The sequence below is a fragment of the Nonomuraea sp. NPDC050451 genome, from assembly GCF_044458585.1.
Map to the genome: position 1 here is coordinate 1 of NZ_JBITHZ010000010.1, position 17038 is coordinate 17038.

A 17038-nucleotide genomic window follows, 5' to 3' on the forward strand; every position below is an offset into this window, starting at 1 on the left:
TTGCCTGCCTGATCAGGGGTGCCGAACAATTTCCACCGCCATGATCCTGGTGCCATCGGCCCCGGCGGGCAACCGGTCCCGGGACCGCTTGCTCCCGGAAACCGCGCGGCCGGCCACACGAACGTGTGACCAGCCCCGGCCTGCTCGCGGGTCGGTGCTGTCGATCCCATCCCCACCCGAGAAGGGACATCCATGCGTACGAGCTCCAAGACCGCCGCCGTGACCCTGCTGTCCCAGCCGCCCAGCGGGTCCGCACAGCCGCCGTGGCCTCCGCCGGACCCGGCCAGGCCTACGTCAACGGCGCCACCGGCATGTGCCTGGCCGCGGGCGAGGGAGAGGTGAGGGCGGGCGCAGCAGTTTCCGCCAGGGCCCCACCCTCTCACCGAGGTACCTCGGTAACGCCGAAAGAATCCAACACAAGGAGAGACGCCATGCGCACAACATGCGCGAGGAACGCCGCAGCGGCAGTTATAGCCGGAGCACTGATGGCGATGGTGACAGCCAGTCCAGCAGTCGCTCACGCAAGGCCGCTCACGGGCGACGAATGGGCACCCGTTTCGTTGTCGGCCATCAAGGTCCAGGTCGCCGCCACGTTGGGGATCCGGAACTATAAGAGCGGACACTTCCTGCAACCTGCAGGTGGCAGCTCTGCCAACGGCGCCCCGGTCGTCCAGGCACTCAACAACCAGAACGTGGCCTCGCAGCACTGGATTCTGGTTCCGGACGGTGACTATTACAGCTTCGAGAACGCCGCATCGCGAAAGAATCTCGGCATCGACCGCGCCAGCACGGATCCGGGCGCGGGGGCCATCCAGGCGAATCCAGCCGGTCATTACAATCAGGACTGGATCCTCCGCTACGACGCTCGGTATCCACAGAATATCTTCGCGCTGTACAACCGCAAGAGCGGCCTGTGCCTGGGTATTCCAAACGCCAGTACCCAGCCTGGCAAGCAGGCCGCCCAATACCCCTGCGATGGTTCGGCTAATCAGGGCTGGGGACTGCACCAGCCCTGACCGGGCGGTCAGCGCGAGTCCGCATGGGCGGGCGTGGCCCGGATCTTGAGGCCGGCCGACACGCTTTCATGCCCTCACAACCTGTCATCCCAATCCGGGGCCTTGTGGCGGCCACGTCGGCGAAGCGGTCCAGGCCGCGACGTCCCCGACGCACACTGCTGTCGTTCATCGCTCCCGGTCACTGCAAGAACATCAGCCAATGGCGTGTGGGGAGAAGGCGCCACGATCAGCGCCTCCGTTCCCCTGAGAATGACCACGCCCTTCTTCGCCTGATCCAACACCGGAAAACCGAATACGAAAGGCGCACGTATGCACTCTGTTCATGCTCGCCTGCCACGGCGTGCCATCACAGCGGTGGCAACCGTGCTCATCCTGCTGGTTTCGCTGATGACGGCGACCTCGTCAATGAATCCGGCCAGAGCCGACGAGGCCCCGGACAACCAGTTCGTGGCCGTGCCTCCGGCCGTGCTCGCAGACACCCGCGACGGGACCGGCGGTGTCAGCTCCGCCAAGGTGCCGGGCAAGGGCCAGATCACCTTTCAGGTGGCCGGCCAAGCGGGGATCCCGGCTTCCGGGGTGTCGGCGGTGGCACTGAACATCACTGCGGTGGGCGCGGAGAAGTCCGGCTGGTTCACCGTCCATCCATCCGATGCCCCGACCACCGTGTCAACGCTGACCTTCTATCCGGGCGAAAATGTCACGGGCGAGGACTTCACCCGCCTCACCAGCACCGGCATGGTGTCTGTCGTCAACAACAGCGACAGTCCGGTGCACATCGTGGTCGCGGTCCGCGGCTACTTCCTCAGTGCCGCGGACACCCAGGCGGGCAACGAGTACTACCCGGTCGGCGCCGAGTATTTGTACGACACCCGGCCTGGGCATGTCACGGGGTCCCCGGTCCACGGGGCCATCCCTGTCCCGGCCGATTCGTCGGTGACGATCGACGTCGCCGGGCAGGGGAACGTCCCGGCCGCCGGCGCCAACGCGGTCGCACTGAATGTCGTGGCGTGGTCTCAGGGGCAACAAGGCTGGTTGAGCCTGCACCCGTCCGATCAGTCGGGCAACAACGTGGCAACGGTGGACTATGTCCCCGGCGAGACCAACAGCAGTTTCACCGTGGCCCAGTTGACCGGTAGCGGCAAACTGATCCTCGAGAACCGCGGCAGCGGCACCGTACACGTGGCACTCACCCTTCGCGGCTTTTTCAAGGCGACGGCGGAAGAGGGCGGAGGGGGTTACGTCAGCGTCCCGTCCAAGGTCATCGTTGAGACCATCACCGGGGCTGGCGTACCAGGTGGAAACACCGAAGCCCTTGCCCCGGGCATGTCCGTCACCTTCGATGTCACGCAGGGTATCGACCTGGGCGACAAGGCGATGGCTTCCGCCGCGCTCACCATTCAAGCCCGGCGACCAACGGACAAGGGATGGCTCACCGTCTATCCGACCGAGGACGGCGACCCCGACATCTCCAGCGTCAACTACGACCAGGCGGAGAGCACTACCGGATTCGACCTGGTCATCCCCGACTCCCAAGGGCATGTGACCATCACCAACCACGGTCCGGGCACCACCCACGTCCAGGTCTCAATGCGGGGCTACTTCACCGACCCGCCTGCTGACGACCCGGCCACCGAAGATCTGGCGAAGACCTCCGAGAACGCCTACATCTACGCTTGTAGTGGGGCCAACGAAAGAAGTCCATGGCTCCACACGACCGACATGCACGGCATCTGGAGAGACCACCCCGGTGGATGGGGCGATTTCTGGGTGTCCTGGTGTGGTCGTGGACCATACACTGTCGACCTGTCGAGCAACGTGTGGGACGACTATGCGGACGGATACTGCGTGGTGGGCGAAATGCGCATCGACGGAAAGAGATGGCAGATGGGCGGCCGGGCGTGCCCGAAGGGACGCCACGTCAAAGAATCCTTCACCTTGACCAAGGTATGGAAGGTCCATGTAAGAGTCTGCCGGCGCAAAGGAAATTACGTCTACAACTGCAGCGCCTGGAGATAGGGTTCGCCTGCTCCGAAGCTGACTCACGCATATCGTTGTGGACCGCAGCGGGGCCACCCCGAAGAGGACAGCCCCATCGTGGGCGTGGAATGATGCCCGCCGCTATGGCGCGCGGGAGGTAGTCCAGCATCATCTCGACCGCGTAGCCGCCCCAGAAGACCGGTGTACGGCGCGTCTTGCCCGGCACGTCGTACACCCGCCTGACGACGACCAATGACGGGCCGCGATCGTCGCCTACGGGCGGGTCAGGCACGGATACCAGGAGAACTCGCCGTGGATGGAGCGGCTTGCGGCGTCCGGGTCCCAGCCGATCACCGTGCGACCGGTCAGTTGATTTCCGCCTCTATGTGTCACGGCGTGCCACTGCTGGGGCGGCGAGAAGCCAGGGCGGACCCGGCCTCATCCCCATCATGCTCTGGATCCCGCGGCCAGGCCGCCGCAACCGTCCCGAAAATCACCGTTTTGGGGACGGCCCCGGAGATCTCCTTCGCCGACCCCACCGCCTCATCACCCTGACCCGGTGGATCCGGGTAGGAACGCGGCGGCAGCGCTGGACAGGAGCGGCCCGAGGATCACCAGACCTGTTTGCAGGTCGGTCATGAGGTTGTGGTCGACCTCCAGGGTCTGCTCCAGTTTCGCGCGTTCCTCGGCCCGGCTGAGCGCTGTCGCGGCGTCGTCTGCGTCCGCGAGGGGTAGCAGGTCGTCGCAGAGACGGGTCGCGGCCTCCCGGAGCGCGGCGCGGGCCGGAACGTACGCCAGGGCCACCAGCAGCGATCCAGTGCCGCCGAAGATCAGGACGACCCCTCGCGACGACATCGGGGCGGGAGAGGCGCCGAGCGCGAGCGTCGCCAGCGCCACCAGCGAGCCGACGGCGCTCATGTCCACGGCACGAGAGCGTACAGGCAGGGTCCGGCGTTGCGGGGAACCGCCAAGAATTGCGCAGCACCCCGCCTTGCCACGGCACGACGCGCGGACATGGGGGGCAGCGTTACGACGCGGACTTCGTGGGCGCCGACGGACCACGCTGCGGCGCCTGTGCGGTTCGGCGCGCGTGACCGGCTAGGTGACCCTTGCCTCCGCGATCGCAGGCCGGGACGGTTGCGGGCAACTTCGCCACCGTAACTGACGTCACACATGGTGGATGGTTGATGCGTGGTTGCCGGCGAGGGGAGCTCGGATGCCTGAGGCGTTGCAACCGGGGGATCCGCAGCAGCTGGGTGACTACTGGCTCTCCGGCCGGCTGGGCACCGGAGGACAGGGCGTGGTCTATGACGCCTACGACCAGCTCGGAACCCGTGTGGCGATCAAGGTTTTGCATACTGTCGATGGAGCCTCCCGGCATCTTGCCCGGATGGCCAAGGAGGTGCGGGCCGCTCAGCGAGTCGCGTCGTTCTGCACCGCGAAGATCCTTCACGCGCATCTGGAAGGTCCGACGCCGTTCATCGTCAGCGAGTTCATTGACGGGGTCAGCTTGGGCCGGGTTGTAGCGGGTGGCCGCCGCTTCCACGGCGACGACCTTCACCGGCTGGCGATCGGTGTCGCCACCGCGCTGACCGCCATCCATCGGGTGGGGGTGATCCACCGTGATCTCAAGCCGGACAACGTGCTGCTCGGCCCCGACGGCCCTCGACTGATCGACTTTGGGATCGCCCGCACGATGGAGATGTCGCTGACCCCAAGCGGCCAAGCGGCTGGCACCCCCGCGTACATGGCTCCGGAGGTTTTCGCCGGGGAGCGAGCTGGAGCGGCCGCCGACATCTTCGCCTGGGGAGCGATCCTGCTGTATGCCGCCACCGGCGAGCATGTCTTCGGGGCTGACTCTGTGGCCGCTACGGCGTACCGGGTGCTGAACCACTCTCCATGTCTGGATGTGCTGCCAGAAACGGTGCGCCCGCTGGTGGGGGCGGCGCTGGCCAGGAAACCGCTGGACCGCCCCGACGCTCGTAGCCTGCTGGCCGCGCTGACCGGCGGCCCTTCGGCGGCCGACGCTGCGCTGATGGCGGCGGGCAGTGCCCAGGCTGGACTATTGACCGGATGGGAACCGATGGATCCCACGCTGGAAAAGGTGGCCGAGGACGCCTATGCACGCCTGAGCGCAGACCATCGTGACCTTGTCCCGGACTTGTTTCTGCGGCTGGTGGCGGTGACTGACAGCCGCGACATCAGGCCTCGGCCCATCCCGCGCGAGGAGCTGTTCGACCGGTTGTCACCTGCCCGGGAACAGGCGCTGCGCAGTGTGCTGGCGGCATTTTCCTCTTTGATCGTGGAAGCTGATGGACAGATCAACTTGAGCAGGCCGGCGCTGCTGCGGGCCTGGCCGCGCCTGCGCGGCTGGGTGCAGGAGGAGCGGGACGGCCTGGCGGTGCATGAGCAGATTCGACGTGCCGCCCGCGCGTGGGACGCCCAGGGGCGTCGGCCCGCCGACGTGCTCAGCGGCAGACGCCTTGAGGAGGCGCTGCTGTGGGCTACCCGGAGCCGTCGGCGCCTGAATGTGAACCCGCTGGAACGTGAGTTCCTCGACGCCGGCACCAGAGTGCAGATCCGCACCACCCGCCGCCGTCGGACCCTCACCGCGACGTTGTCAGTTCTGCTCATCATCGCCGTGGCCGCGACGGTGCTTGCCGTGCAGGCTCAACAGGACGCTGATCGGCAGCGTGATATCGCGCTCGCCCGCCAGTGGGCCGCGCAGAGCGAACTCCTCGCCAGTGATCCTCGGCTGTCGGCGTTGCTCGCGGTGGGAGCCTGGCGGATCAATCCCGCTCCCGAAGCTCGTGCTGCCATGCTCGCCGCTGTGGCCAATCCAGGGCGTGCAGTCCTCACCGGCCACACCGCTGCCGTCACCGCCGTGGCGTTCAGCCCGGATGGCCGAACTGTCGCCAGCGTCGGCGGCGACGATGACGAGACGGTACGGCTGTGGGATGTGCGGACCCGCCAGTTGATCGTTTCGCTCACCGGGCACAGCAACCGAGTCACGTCGGTCGCATTCAGCCCCGACGGGCGCACACTTGCCGCGGGCAGCGACGACGAGACGGTCCTGTTGTGGGATGCGCATTCCGGGCGGCAGATCGGCGCCCCGCTGACCGGCCACGGCGACCGGGTCACGTCGGTGGCGTTCAGCCCCGACGGGCGCACGCTTGCCAGCGCCAGCAGCGACCTGGGCGGCGATGCCGGCTCGGTGCGGTTCTGGGACGTGGCAACCCGTCACCAGCTCCACACCAAGATCTCAGGCGACCAATACGGCTTCAACACGCTGGCCTTCAGCCCCGACGGGCGCGTTCTCGCCACTGGCAGCGGCGACATCGGCGATCCCATCGGCGGCGATGACGCGATCCGGCTGTGGGACGCGGCAACTCACGAACAGATCGGCGCCCCACTCACCGGCCACCGCAGCGGTGTCACGTCGGTGGCGTTCAGTCCCGACGGGCGCGTCCTGCTCAGCGGCGGCAGCGACGATACGGTCCGGCTCTGGGACGTAAAGCGGCACCGGCAGACCGGTGTCCCGCTGCGTGGCCACGGCGACCGCGTTACCTCGGTGGCGTTCAGTACCGACGGGCGGATGTTCGCCACCGGCGGCAGCGACAACACGGTGCGGCTTTGGGATGCGAGGAGCCGCCAGCAGATCGGCGCCCCGCTGACCGGCCACACCGACTGGATCACGTCGGTGGCGTTCAGCCCTGACGGGCGATCCCTGGCCACGGGCAGCGATGACGAGACGGTCCGGTTGTGGGACGTGCTGATCCGCCGGGAGATCGACACTCCGCTTACCGGCGGCGGCGAAAGCATAGACGCAGTGATCTACGGGTCCGACGGGCAGTCGCTCGTCGTCAGCGACGGGCAGTCAGCCCGGCTGTGGGACGTTAAGGCCCACCGGCCGATCGGCGCCCCGCTTACCCCTAACGATTCCACGGTCACTCCCGTGGCTCTCAGCCCTGACGACAGGATCCTTGCCACGGGCAGCGACGACGACAGTGTGGCGCAGTTGTGGGATGTGCGTGGCCGCCGGGCGATCGGCTCCCCGCTTCGCGGCCATTCAGTGAGCGTCCACGCGTTGGCCTTCAGTGTCGACGGACGCGTTCTCGCGTCCGCCAGCGCCGATGAGACCCTTCGCCTGTGGGACGTCAGGGGCAGCCAGCCGATCGGAGCGCCGCTCACCGGTCACACCGATGCCGTCGAGACGGTGGCCTTCAGCCCGGACGGCACAACGTTGGCGACCGGCAGCAGCGACAACACGGTCCGGCTCTGGGACGTGAGCGCCCGCACGTCGATCGGAGCGCCGCTCACGGGCCACACCGATGCCGTCGAGACGGTGGCCTTCAGCCCGGACGGCACAACGTTGGCGACCGGCAGCAGCGACAACACCGTGCGGCTCTGGGACGTGAGCAGCCGCACGCCGATCGGCACCGCGCTCACCGGTCACACCGAAGCCGTCCACGCCCTAGTGTTCAGCCCCGACGGGACCACGTTGGCGAGTGCCAGCGGCGACAACACGATCCGGCTTTGGGATGTGGCCGCTCACCGGCAGATCGGTGCTCCCCTGTCCGGCCATACGAGTGCAGTCAACGCGGTGGATTTCAGCCCGGACGGCAGCAGGCTCGCGACCGGCGGCGAGGACAGCACCGTCCGGCTGTGGGATGTCAGCATCCCACATGACCTTCCTGCCGCTCTGTGCGCTGTCGCAGCGAGTTCCCTCACCAGACAAGAATGGGGACGGTACGCAGCTGGCATGGAGTTTCGGCTGGTGTGCCCATGATTCACTCGATGCCGACCTTTCTGGGCCCAGCACTATCTAAACCACGATCAGCCACAAAGTGCTTCAACATGGGTTCTCACGGACCAGCGGCTCGCGCGACGGCCCTGGGCGATCTACACCAGCCGGCGCGGGGTGACTTGTCGCGAGCTTGGCGTCGATGTCGGTCAGCCCGATGATGGGCGCCTCCGGCAGCCAGGGCCACGCTGTGCTCATCGAGGTGTCAGCGTTGAGGGCGGCGCTCTGACCGCTGACGCGGTCGCGCTGGAGGCCCGCAAGGCTGCCGACGACCCGCAGCCGTCACCGGTGGCGTCGCTCACCGAACGGCGACTGGCCGGCTACCCGCCGACACTCGCCCGCTGCCATCGCTGGCGGCCTATGATGCGCTGCTCCGGCATCGCCGCCCCCTACCGCAATCGTTATCTTGGGTTGTTGGCCTATTCCCGCTGGTCAGGGCGCGACGATCTTGTCGGGCACGTGGACCGGCCTTGAAACAGGTTGCATCGGAGGCGTGCCCGGGTGTTCGGCCGAGCTCGCGATGCCGGTTGGGCCGCTATCAGGGGCTGGGGTTGGTCTGGTCAGCCGTTGCCATCGCGGCCACCACGAAAACCTGGACTTTTCCCAGGTCTGTATGCGGGCCGGGAAACTGCCAGAGCTGCCCGCTCAGCTTCCCTGGTATTGATTCAGCGCGGGGGCCGGGAAGCGAGGTAGCGGGGGAGGTGATCGTCACAGCAGGCCCAGCGGGTGCCGGACTTGTCGGTAACGGTGTATTTGGGGTGGTTGGGGCAGGGGTTGTTGCGGTCGCCACCGCCCCAGGTGCAGCGGGTGCGGCTGGCCTGGCCGAGTCGGGGATCGTCGGGGTCGTAGTCCTCGATCTTGGTGGCGGGTGGGCGCAGGCCGGTGCGGTCGCCAACCTCGACGACCTCGTCGGCCCCGAAGGCGCGGCTGGCGCCGGAGGGGCTGAGGTCGGCGGCCTGCCCCAGGATTTCCAGGGTGTAGGGGCGTGGGGCGACGTAGGCGCGGCCGTAGGCGAGGAGGAGCCGGATCTGGGTGTCGGCGTCCTTCTTGACCACGACCAGGTCCTCGATGGTGGTCAGCAGGGGATCGAAACCGGGTCCGCTGGCGTTCCATGCCGCGTCCAGGCTCTCCACGAACGCGGCGCGGGCTTCCTCGATGGCGGCGACCGCAGTGTCGAACGACTCCGATGTGGTGTCGTCGTGCTCGGTGGCGACCGGCATCGGGTGGCGGATCGCCGCGAGATCAGTAAGCATCTCACGTGAAGTCACACGAGAAGCATGCAACGTTTTTTGCATGAGTACAAGAATATTGTACGAAGATCGTAATATTGAAGGAGTATAAGGTCTCCAGTGGTGGGATGATCTTCGCGCTCGCGCCGACAACGGCGACTCGTACGCCGCCGGGCGGCTGGTCGTCCTGGCCGCCCGGGACCGCCGGGACGACCAGAGCGTCTCCGGGACATCCAGAGCGTCCCCCACGATGCCGCCCCTGCCTGCGGGTTGTTTCATGGGCGACCCATGCAACACCGCCGCGGCCGGACGGCGTCACCGCAGCTCACGGACGAGGAGATCGTGGAGGTCCGCGGCACGGCGTTCCTGTCGTGCCCCTGTGGCCGGACGAACTCACACCGACCGCCTGGAGTCGCTGCCCTTCGGCCGGCAGGGCACTCACGCGCGATGGACTCTGGTCTCACCCGCCAGGGCCCGTCATTGGGAAGATTTCAAAAGAGTTATTCCGCTACTGGACAAATCCCGCTCGCTATGGCCATGCACCGATGAGCATGGAGACATCTATCTCATTGTGCGGAGCGCCATTTCATGTCCTCCCCATCGCTAACCCCACTGACCTGGGACGTGGCATCTCGGAAGCAGTTTTTTCGGCTTTTTTAGCGCTTGCGGCAGGCCATTAGGGTGCACATTCATGCAATCGACTTTTCGATCGGCCGAAGAACTCGCGGCCGCCATGCGTGCCGGTGAAGTGACCTCGGCGGAACTGACCGACGAGGCGATCGCCCGCATCGAGCGGGACGACAAGGTGATCAACGCGATCTGTGCGCGGGTGTCCGTTGCGGGCGATCACTCCCAGCGGCCCGTAGCTGCCAGGGGTTCAGGTCGGTGCGCCAGAACCGCTGATCGCCCAGGTCGGCGAAGCGGGCGCGAACCAGTGGCCGAGCATGGAGAAGATCCCGCACACCAGTGACCGCGTTCAAAAGCGTGAGACCAGTAACCAACTGCTTTTAGGAGAGATTCGCGTGAAAGCGTTGCTCACCCTGACCTGCGCAGGTCAGTTCATGGTGCTGCTCGACAACACGATCGTCGGCGCCGCCCTGCCCGACATGCAGCAGCGGCTCCACACCGGGCTGACCGGCCTGCAGTGGATCGTCGACGCCTACGTGCTGCTGGTGGCCATGCTGCTGCTGTCGGGCGGCGTCTTCGCCGACCGGTTCGGCCGCAGGCGGGTGTTCCTGACCGGGGTGATGGTGTTCACGGCCGCGTCGGTGGTGTGTTCGCTCGCGCCTTCGATCGGCTGGCTGATCGCCGGGCGGGTGCTGCAGGGCGTCGGGGCCGCGGCGCTGAGCCCCGCCTCGCTGGCGTTGCTCGCCGCCGCGTATCCCGCCCCGAGGCGCGTCAGAGCGATCGGGCTGTGGGCCGGATTCAGCGGCATCGGCCTGGCCGCCGGACCACTGGCGGGCGGGATCCTGGTGGAGGCCTTCGGCTGGCCCGCCATCTTCCTGGTCAACGTGCCCATCGGGGCGGTCCTGCTGCTGGCCGGGCTGCGCGTGCTGGGGGAATCCCGCAACCCGAGCGCACCGCCGATCGACGTCCCCGGCACGGTCCTGTCCGTCGCGGGTGTGGGCGCTGTGACCTACGGCCTGATCGAGGGCGGTTCCCGAGGCTGGACCTCGCCGGTGATCCTGGGCAGCTTCGCCGCCGGACTGGTGCTCCTGGCCGCGTTCGTCGTGGTCGAGGGGCGTGCGTCGACGCCGATGCTGCCGCTCCGACTGTTCCACCAGCGGCTGTTCACGGTGTCCAACACGGCGATGGTCGTGGTCGGGTTCGCGCTGATGGGGTCGTCGTTCTTCTTCTCCCAGTTCTTCGTCTACGTCCAGGGCACTTCGATCCTGGTCGCCGGGCTGCGGACCCTGCCCACCTCGCTGGCCATGGTGATCGTCAGCCCGTACGCGGGCCGGTTCGCGGCCAGGTACGGCTTCCGCGTCGTCGCCGGCATCGGCCTGGCGCTGGCCGGGCTGGGGCTGCTGGCTCTGGGCTTCGTCCACGCCGATACCGGCTACGGGAACGTGTGGTGGCGGCTGGCGGTCGTCGGCATCGGGTTCGCTCTGACCATGTCGCCGCTGACCGGGGCCGCCATCCAGTCGGTCAGCCCGCAGGAGGGCGGCCTCGCCTCGGGCGTCAGCAGCACCACCCGGCAGATCGGCGCGGTGCTCGGCGTGGCGGTGCTCGGGGCGATGGTCCACACACGAGAGTCCGGCGGCGCCTCCTTCGAATCCGGCCTCAACAGCGCCTTCCTCGCGGCGGGTGCCGTGACGCTGGCCTGCGCCGTATTCACCGGCCTGTGGCTGACCGCGGCCCGGACGCCGCGGGCTATCCCGGGCGGCGTCCCCATGCCGAGATCAGCGGCGCGAGGGTGAGGTCGAGCTCGCCGGCATCGATGGCGGCCAGGTGCGCGTCGATCTCGGCGTCGTTGGCCAACCCAGCGGCGAGCAACTCGGCGCGGACCATGCGCACCGTCGCGGTCTCCAGCCGGTCGCAGGCTACCCCGCCGACCGGGAAGCAGCCGGCCGCCGTGACATCGACCAGGCCGGCCGCGCGCAACACCCGCGGCAGCGTACGGCCGTAGCGCAGGTCGGCGCCGCGGCGGGTCATCAACTCCCGGACGGCGCGCCGCAGCCGGTTGGCGCGCTGCTGTGCCGGGCCAACCTCATCGAGGCAGGCCAGCGGCTGCAGCTCGGTATCGGCGTCCTCGACCAATGGCCAGCCACCGGGGCGCAGCGCCGCCACCATCGTCGCCAACGCCCGGGCACGGTCGGGCACGTGGACGAGCACGAGCCGGGCGTGTACCAGGTCGAACGTGCCTGGCTGCGGCGGCGGGTCCCCGACGATGTCGTGCTGGAGCACCTCGTACCCGCCGTGCGGGTCCAACCAGGCCGGATTGATGTCCGTGGCCAGCACGTAACCGGTTGGTCCGACGGCCGTGGCGAGTGCCTCGGGAATGCTGGGGCCTCCGGCACCGACTTCCCAGCAGCGCCAGCCCGCATTCACTCCGAGCCGGTCGAAGTGCCCTCGTGTGACACCGTCGAACAGCTCGGCCAGCCAGGTGAACCGCTCGCCCGCCTCCACCCGGGCGTTGTCGAGCAAGTAGCGGTGACCCGGGGCAGACCCAGGGGTGTACGGCGATGGGGGGCCGGACCCCGCGCCAGCAGCATTCACCGCCCCGCCTGAGGTTGTGTCCGGCTCGGACCCGGGGTCGGCGAGGGGCTGCGATGAACTCATGCCTACATCCTCACGACCTTCCGCGTGCTGTGTCAGCGCGACATGGAATGAAACCAGACGGCCTCCGGGACCGCGCCACTACAAAACGAACGCCAAAACGCGCCGCGTGGCGTAGGACCCAGTTCTCAGGGTTGGCGCCGCCGGGTCGCCGGGTCGTGTTCGGCCGTGGTGCGGGCGGAGGGCTCCTCGCCGAGGCGGATGCAGCGGCCGAGGCTGGCCAGGTGCTGGTGGCGGGACTTGGCCTGTACACCGGCACGCTCGCCGTCCTGGCCGCGGTGTCCGTGTACGGGCGGGCGCCCTCGCGGCGCCGCAACGCCCGCACCACGCTGGCCCTGCTCGTCCGCACCCGCGGCGCGGCCGGGCCGGACGAGGAGCCAGGAGGTCAGTAGGTGACGCTGCCCTTGACGACGCTGATCCTGCGTTCCTTGGGGATGACGGTGTCCAGGATGCGAAGCTTGTCGCTCGCGCGGCGCCAGCGGTAGCCGCTACCGCGGACGATCATCCCATGGTGGTATTTCTTGGGGAGGTAGCTCACGACGTCGAGATGGTTGGCCTGGTCCCAGAAAAGCCCTTGGGGGAATTCGTTGATGGGGATCGTTATGGGAGCGCCGACGGGCTTGTCGGCGGTCAGGTCCCAGAACCGGATGGAGACGGGTTTGCCGATGGTCTCCGAATCGATGTAGGCGACGACCGCGCCGCCCATCCGCAGGGCGCCGAACTTCGAACCGCGACGCACCACGGTCCACGTCTTGGTGGACAAGACCTCGTTCACCTCCGGCTGGCGGACGACCCGCGGGCGGCGGGCGATGAAGTAAGCGTTGTCCGGGCTGAAGGAGATCGCCCGGTCCGGCGTGAAGGGCAGCGTGTGGACCTGCCCGGTATAGGTATCCACCACCTGGTACGAGGGCCCGATGACCGCGAAGCGGCCCGCCGGGGAGAGGTATTTCAGCGGGTTGGCGTCGGGCGACCATTTGCCCGGGACGGCGCGGATCTTCCCCGTGGTCAGATCATGGACGACCAGGGCGCCGTCGCTCTTGCGGTAGTAGGCCACCTGGCTGCCGTGCGGCGTGGGGACAGGGACCACCGCGTCGGCCAGGCGGATCATCCGCCCGTCGCTCAGCCTCAGCCGCCATACGGTGCAGGGCTCGCCCTCTTCCATGGGGCAGGGGTTGACGACGTAACGCGCGAAGACCTTTTTCGCGGTGAGCGCGTCAGCCGAATGCGTCACCGCGAGCGGCGACGCCGTCACGAGGGCCAGAAGTAAGGCCGTTCGGAAAAGCAGTCTCACGGCGGGCCCCCGGTCGGTCCTTTTGATGACTGGCCCGATTATTGAGGTGAACGGCCCGTGACGTCCAGGTCACCGGCGGAACGGCGCCATGCCGAGCACGGACCTGACGCCGCCCAGCAGGTGCCGGCCGCTCACCCACCAGGAGGCCGGCGAGCTGGGCGAGATCGCCATGGTCTACGACCGGGTCCGCTGAGCGCGCCCCGACGGGCCCGGCCGGTGTGCCGTCAGCGCTGCTGCATGTCGGGAACGTAGCAGAAGGGCCTCCGACCTGCATAAATGAGTAATTTAGTTCAGTCAACAGGCCTGACTACCGGCGGTCACCCAAGATAATCCGCGCCTCCATGGTGGACACATCCACCGGGTGTGTCACCCCCGGTCTGCTTTCCTGGATTGGCTGCGCGCAATGGCTCAGTCCGTGGCGTTGGCGTCGGCGATGACGAGGAGCTTTCCGCGCACATGGGTGTGCACCAGATCGGCATACGCTCGCGCGGCCTCTTCCAGCGGGTACCGCCGACTGATGGTGGCAGGCAGGGAGCCGGCCATGGCCTGTGCGGCCAGCTCTTCCAGATCTCCAGGGCGCGCGGTGCTGAAGACGGTGCGCACCGTCAGGTCGGGGCGGTCGAATGCGGAAGGCTCGGGGCTGGGAAAGGCGACGTTGAGCAGGTGGCCTCCTGGCCTGATGGCGTCGCTTGCTTTGACCAGGGTGGGGCCGGGCAGGGCGAGGTTGACCATGGCATCGACGCCGCCGGGATGGCGCCGCAGCGTCTCGGCGACGGTATCGACCGTCCGGTAGTCGATCACCTCGGTGGCGCCCAGGTCGCGGACGTAGTCGTCGTCCTCGGGGATCGCGGTGGCGATCACATGTACCTTGGCGGCGGCCAGCAACGGGACCACCGCGCCGCCGACCCCGCCCGCGGCGCCGGTCACAAGAACCCGTTCACCCGCCTCGAACCGGCCGGCGCGCACCACGGCCAGCGCGGTTAGCCCAGGTATCGGCAGGCTGGCCGCGTGGTCGGCGGTCAAGCCGTCCGGGCGGCGGGTGATGGCGGGGGTGTCGGCCTCGAAGACCGCGAAGTCGGCCATGGCGCCGGTGGTGAGGGATGGCGGGGTGGACAGCATCGCGGCGATCTTCGGCGTCGCGCGCGGCAGCCCGACTCCGAACACCTCGTCACCCCGGGTGAACCGGGTCACGTCCGGGCCGACTTCGGTCACCGTGCCGGCGAAGTCGCTGCCCGGTACATGGGGGAACGTCAAGGGGGTCAGCTCGCGCAGTATCCCGCTGAGGGTTCGCAGGTCGGCGGGGTTGATGGCTGCGGCGCGGATGCGGACCTGGATCTGGCCGGGGCCGGGCCGTGGAACGGAAACGTCTTCGACAGTCAGGACCTCGGGCGGGCCGTACTGCTTCGCGACAACTGCTTTCATCATCGACCCCTCACAAACACCAAGATAAGTTGACCAGATGGTCATTTTGGTGACCGTAGCACACAATATGACCGGATGGTCAAGTTGCGCTAGGCTGGCGCATATGCCCCGAGCCGACGCCGCCCGAAATCGAAGCCTCCTCATCGACGCGGCCTCCGCGGAACTGTCCGAGCATGGCCTCGACGTCTCCATCGCGCGGATCGCCGCGCGCGCCGGCGTCGCCAAGGGGACGGTCTTCAACCACTTCTCCAGCAAGGAAGAACTGGTCTCGGCGATCTTCTGCGACCAACTCGACACCCTCGCCGCGACCGGCGAAATCCTGCTGGGGCAAACCGATCCGGGATCCGCCCTGCTGCAGTTCATGACCGCGGGCGCCGAACTCCAGGCCAACGATCGTGCATTCTGCGAGGCGGCCACCGCAGCCTCGCGCGCCCATCCCGCGATCAGGGCCGCCAGCGACCGGCTGGCACAGGTGGCCGAGGCCCTGACCGCACGCGCCCGGCAGGCCGGAGTCGTCCGGGCGGACGTCACCGGCCACGACATCGTGCTGCTGCTCAATGCCCCCACCCGGATCGCAGCACCGCTCGCCGCCGCACGATCCGACCTGTGGCGGCGCTACCTGCGCCTGATCTTCGACGGACTACGACCGGAAGCCGCACACGAGCTACCCGTTGCGGCACCAACGAATGAGGACTTCACCACAGCCGCCACTCGCTGACATCGTCCTCCCCTCACGACCGACCCGCCCCCCGGCCACTTCCTGATCACCCGCACATCGGCAATCGGGTATGTCACCCAGACCCGATCGTCGCTTCGGCACTCGTGGTTCCTGACATCGACCACACCCGCACTACATGACGACAATCAGTAGTCAGCACGTTGCGCGGAAAGACTCACTCGGTGTCCAACCGCCGCCCGTCGGCGTTGTCCGGTCATGGATGGGTGATGTCAGCAGGTGATCCGAAGTGGATCGAGTCGTTCGTCGGGTTGAGCCCGGTGCAGTTCGACCGTCTCGTCGCGTTGGTGGGATGGCGGGGTGGTGACATCAAGCGAGGCCGGCCGTGGCGATTGCCGCTGGAGGACCGGGTGCTGCTGGTGGCCACGTACTGGCGCACGAATTTGACGTTGCGGCAGGTGGCGCTACTGTTCGGGATCTCGATGTCGGCCGCGGACCGGATCCTGAACCATCTCGCGCCGCTGCTGGCGATCTCTCCGGCCCGCCGCAGACGCGAGGGCACCGTGTACATCGTCGATGGCACGCTGGTGCCCACCCGGGACCACACTGTCGCGGCCTCGAGCAAGAACTACCGGTACTCGACGAACCTGCAGGTGACCATCGGTGACCCGCTACCCGGCAGCCGCAACGACTGCCGGGCCTTCGCCGAGTCCGGTGTCGACCCGGGCCTGCCATGGTGTTCCCACCCTCGCTCATGGCGGCTACCAGGGCACCGGACTGCTCATCCCGCACCGCAAAAGACGAGGCCAACAGCGTCTGAGCCCGCAGCAGGAGGCCGAAAACGCTGTCCACCGTCGGGCCCGGGCACGTGTCGAGCATGCCCTGTCGCGCCTCAAGAACTGGAAGGTTCTGCAGGACTGCCGACTCAAGGGCAACGGCGTTCACCTGGCCATGCTCGGCGTTGCGCGCCTTCACAACATGGCCCTCACGGGATAACCCCAGCCCCAGGCGGGCACCGGCTTGGCGTTAACCGCTGTACCGATGTTCCCCGAGGCCGGTTCGGCACGGCGAAGCCGTCGCGCACCGCCGGCGCCGGCCCGCCGGGGACCCGGGGCGCCGCCACGCCCACCGGCCGGCCCACGTCGATCGTCTCCTGCTCGTCGCCGGCCGGATCGAGCCGGTGTACCAGCCCCGCCGGGATGTCCACCCACAACAGCGTCCCCGTGTCCGCGTCCCACCGCGGGCCCTCGCCCAGCCGGGCCCGCGGGACCGGCACCGCCATCCTCGCTCCTATCCGTATGGCGGAATCTGATTCCATAAGACCGACAGGGCACCGCGCCCACG

The 17038-nt window shown here is 67.9% G+C and carries 13 protein-coding genes and 1 pseudogene; 8 read left to right on the forward strand and 6 right to left on the reverse strand.

The window, feature by feature from the left end; all coding sequences use genetic code 11:
* The first annotated feature begins 485 nt into the window (after positions 1 to 485).
* Both ACIBI9_RS28660 and ACIBI9_RS28665 read left to right on the forward strand, forming a co-directional pair.
* A complete protein-coding gene (locus ACIBI9_RS28660; protein WP_397226084.1) occupies positions 486 to 1016 on the forward strand; it encodes an RICIN domain-containing protein in 531 nt (176 codons plus the stop codon).
* A 354-nt stretch (positions 1017 to 1370) separates the two neighbouring features.
* The gene (locus ACIBI9_RS28665; protein ID WP_397226086.1) at positions 1371 to 3032 is read left to right on the forward strand and encodes a hypothetical protein; all 1662 of its coding nucleotides are present in this window, start codon (positions 1371 to 1373) and stop codon (positions 3030 to 3032) included.
* A gap of 507 nt (positions 3033 to 3539) precedes the next feature.
* On the opposite strand, the gene ACIBI9_RS28670 is transcribed toward ACIBI9_RS28665, so the two are convergent.
* Complete coding sequence (locus tag ACIBI9_RS28670; protein ID WP_397226088.1) at positions 3540 to 3917, reverse strand: hypothetical protein; 378 nt, start codon at positions 3915 to 3917, stop codon at positions 3540 to 3542.
* A 292-nt stretch (positions 3918 to 4209) separates the two neighbouring features.
* Between ACIBI9_RS28670 and ACIBI9_RS28675 the strand changes: the two genes are divergently transcribed.
* Positions 4210 to 7782 carry a WD40 repeat domain-containing serine/threonine protein kinase gene (locus tag ACIBI9_RS28675; RefSeq protein ID WP_397226090.1) on the forward strand — a complete coding sequence of 1191 codons (3573 nt, stop codon included), beginning with the start codon at positions 4210 to 4212 and terminating at the stop codon, positions 7780 to 7782.
* Positions 7783 to 8462: 680 nt separating this feature from the next.
* Here the strand turns inward: ACIBI9_RS28675 and ACIBI9_RS28680 are convergent.
* A complete protein-coding gene (locus ACIBI9_RS28680) occupies positions 8463 to 9065 on the reverse strand; it encodes a hypothetical protein (RefSeq protein ID WP_397226092.1) in 603 nt (200 codons plus the stop codon).
* Positions 9066 to 9717: 652 nt separating this feature from the next.
* Here ACIBI9_RS28680 and ACIBI9_RS28685 point away from each other — a divergent pair.
* Entirely contained in the window at positions 9718 to 9996 is a 279-nt protein-coding gene (locus ACIBI9_RS28685) for a hypothetical protein (protein WP_397226094.1), read from the forward strand.
* Positions 9997 to 10048: 52 nt separating this feature from the next.
* Entirely contained in the window at positions 10049 to 11446 is a 1398-nt protein-coding gene (locus tag ACIBI9_RS28690) for a DHA2 family efflux MFS transporter permease subunit (protein WP_397226096.1), read from the forward strand.
* Here the strand turns inward: ACIBI9_RS28690 and ACIBI9_RS28695 are convergent.
* Positions 11400 to 12173 (reverse strand): methyltransferase, encoded by a 774-nt coding sequence (locus tag ACIBI9_RS28695; protein ID WP_397226098.1) that lies wholly within the window; start codon positions 12171 to 12173, stop codon positions 11400 to 11402. The two genes, ACIBI9_RS28690 and ACIBI9_RS28695, sit on opposite strands and share 47 nt — an antisense overlap.
* A gap of 290 nt (positions 12174 to 12463) precedes the next feature.
* On the opposite strand from ACIBI9_RS28695, the gene ACIBI9_RS28700 reads away from it, so the two are divergent.
* Positions 12464 to 12697: a hypothetical protein gene (locus ACIBI9_RS28700; RefSeq protein WP_397226100.1), complete on the forward strand. Its 234-nt coding sequence runs from the start codon at positions 12464 to 12466 to the stop codon at positions 12695 to 12697.
* Here ACIBI9_RS28700 and ACIBI9_RS28705 read toward each other — a convergent pair.
* On the reverse strand, positions 12691 to 13596 hold the full coding sequence (locus ACIBI9_RS28705) for a hypothetical protein (protein WP_397226102.1): 906 nt from the start codon (positions 13594 to 13596) through the stop codon (positions 12691 to 12693). The genes ACIBI9_RS28700 and ACIBI9_RS28705 overlap by 7 nt on opposite strands.
* Positions 13597 to 14004: 408 nt before the next feature.
* On the reverse strand, positions 14005 to 15021 hold the full coding sequence (locus ACIBI9_RS28710) for an NADP-dependent oxidoreductase (RefSeq protein WP_397226104.1): 1017 nt from the start codon (positions 15019 to 15021) through the stop codon (positions 14005 to 14007).
* A 100-nt stretch (positions 15022 to 15121) separates the two neighbouring features.
* On the opposite strand from ACIBI9_RS28710, the gene ACIBI9_RS28715 reads away from it, so the two are divergent.
* Both ACIBI9_RS28715 and ACIBI9_RS28720 read left to right on the forward strand, forming a co-directional pair.
* Positions 15122 to 15736, forward strand: coding sequence for a TetR/AcrR family transcriptional regulator (locus tag ACIBI9_RS28715; protein ID WP_397226106.1), 615 nt, complete (start codon positions 15122 to 15124; stop codon positions 15734 to 15736).
* 227 nt (positions 15737 to 15963) lie between these two features.
* Positions 15964 to 16690, forward strand: a pseudogene (locus ACIBI9_RS28720) (transposase family protein).
* On the opposite strand, the gene ACIBI9_RS28725 reads toward ACIBI9_RS28720, so the two are convergent.
* The gene (locus tag ACIBI9_RS28725) at positions 16680 to 16976 is read right to left on the reverse strand and encodes an SMP-30/gluconolactonase/LRE family protein (RefSeq protein WP_397226108.1); all 297 of its coding nucleotides are present in this window, start codon (positions 16974 to 16976) and stop codon (positions 16680 to 16682) included. The pseudogene ACIBI9_RS28720 and the gene ACIBI9_RS28725 sit on opposite strands and share 11 nt — an antisense overlap.
* Between the last annotated feature and the right edge of the window lie 62 nt (positions 16977 to 17038).

Excerpts from the sequence above, each read along its gene's own strand:
- ACIBI9_RS28725 (WP_397226108.1), bottom strand. The coding sequence starts at position 16,976 with ATGGCGGTGCCGGTCCCGCGGGCCCGGCTGGGCGAGGGCCCGCGGTGG.
- ACIBI9_RS28715 (WP_397226106.1), top strand. The coding sequence starts at position 15,122 with ATGCCCCGAGCCGACGCCGCCCGAAATCGAAGCCTCCTCATCGACGCG.
- ACIBI9_RS28710 (WP_397226104.1), bottom strand. The coding sequence starts at position 15,021 with ATGATGAAAGCAGTTGTCGCGAAGCAGTACGGCCCGCCCGAGGTCCTG.
- ACIBI9_RS28685 (WP_397226094.1), top strand. The coding sequence starts at position 9,718 with ATGCAATCGACTTTTCGATCGGCCGAAGAACTCGCGGCCGCCATGCGT.
- ACIBI9_RS28660 (WP_397226084.1), top strand. The coding sequence starts at position 486 with ATGGCGATGGTGACAGCCAGTCCAGCAGTCGCTCACGCAAGGCCGCTC.
- ACIBI9_RS28675 (WP_397226090.1), top strand. The coding sequence starts at position 4,210 with ATGCCTGAGGCGTTGCAACCGGGGGATCCGCAGCAGCTGGGTGACTAC.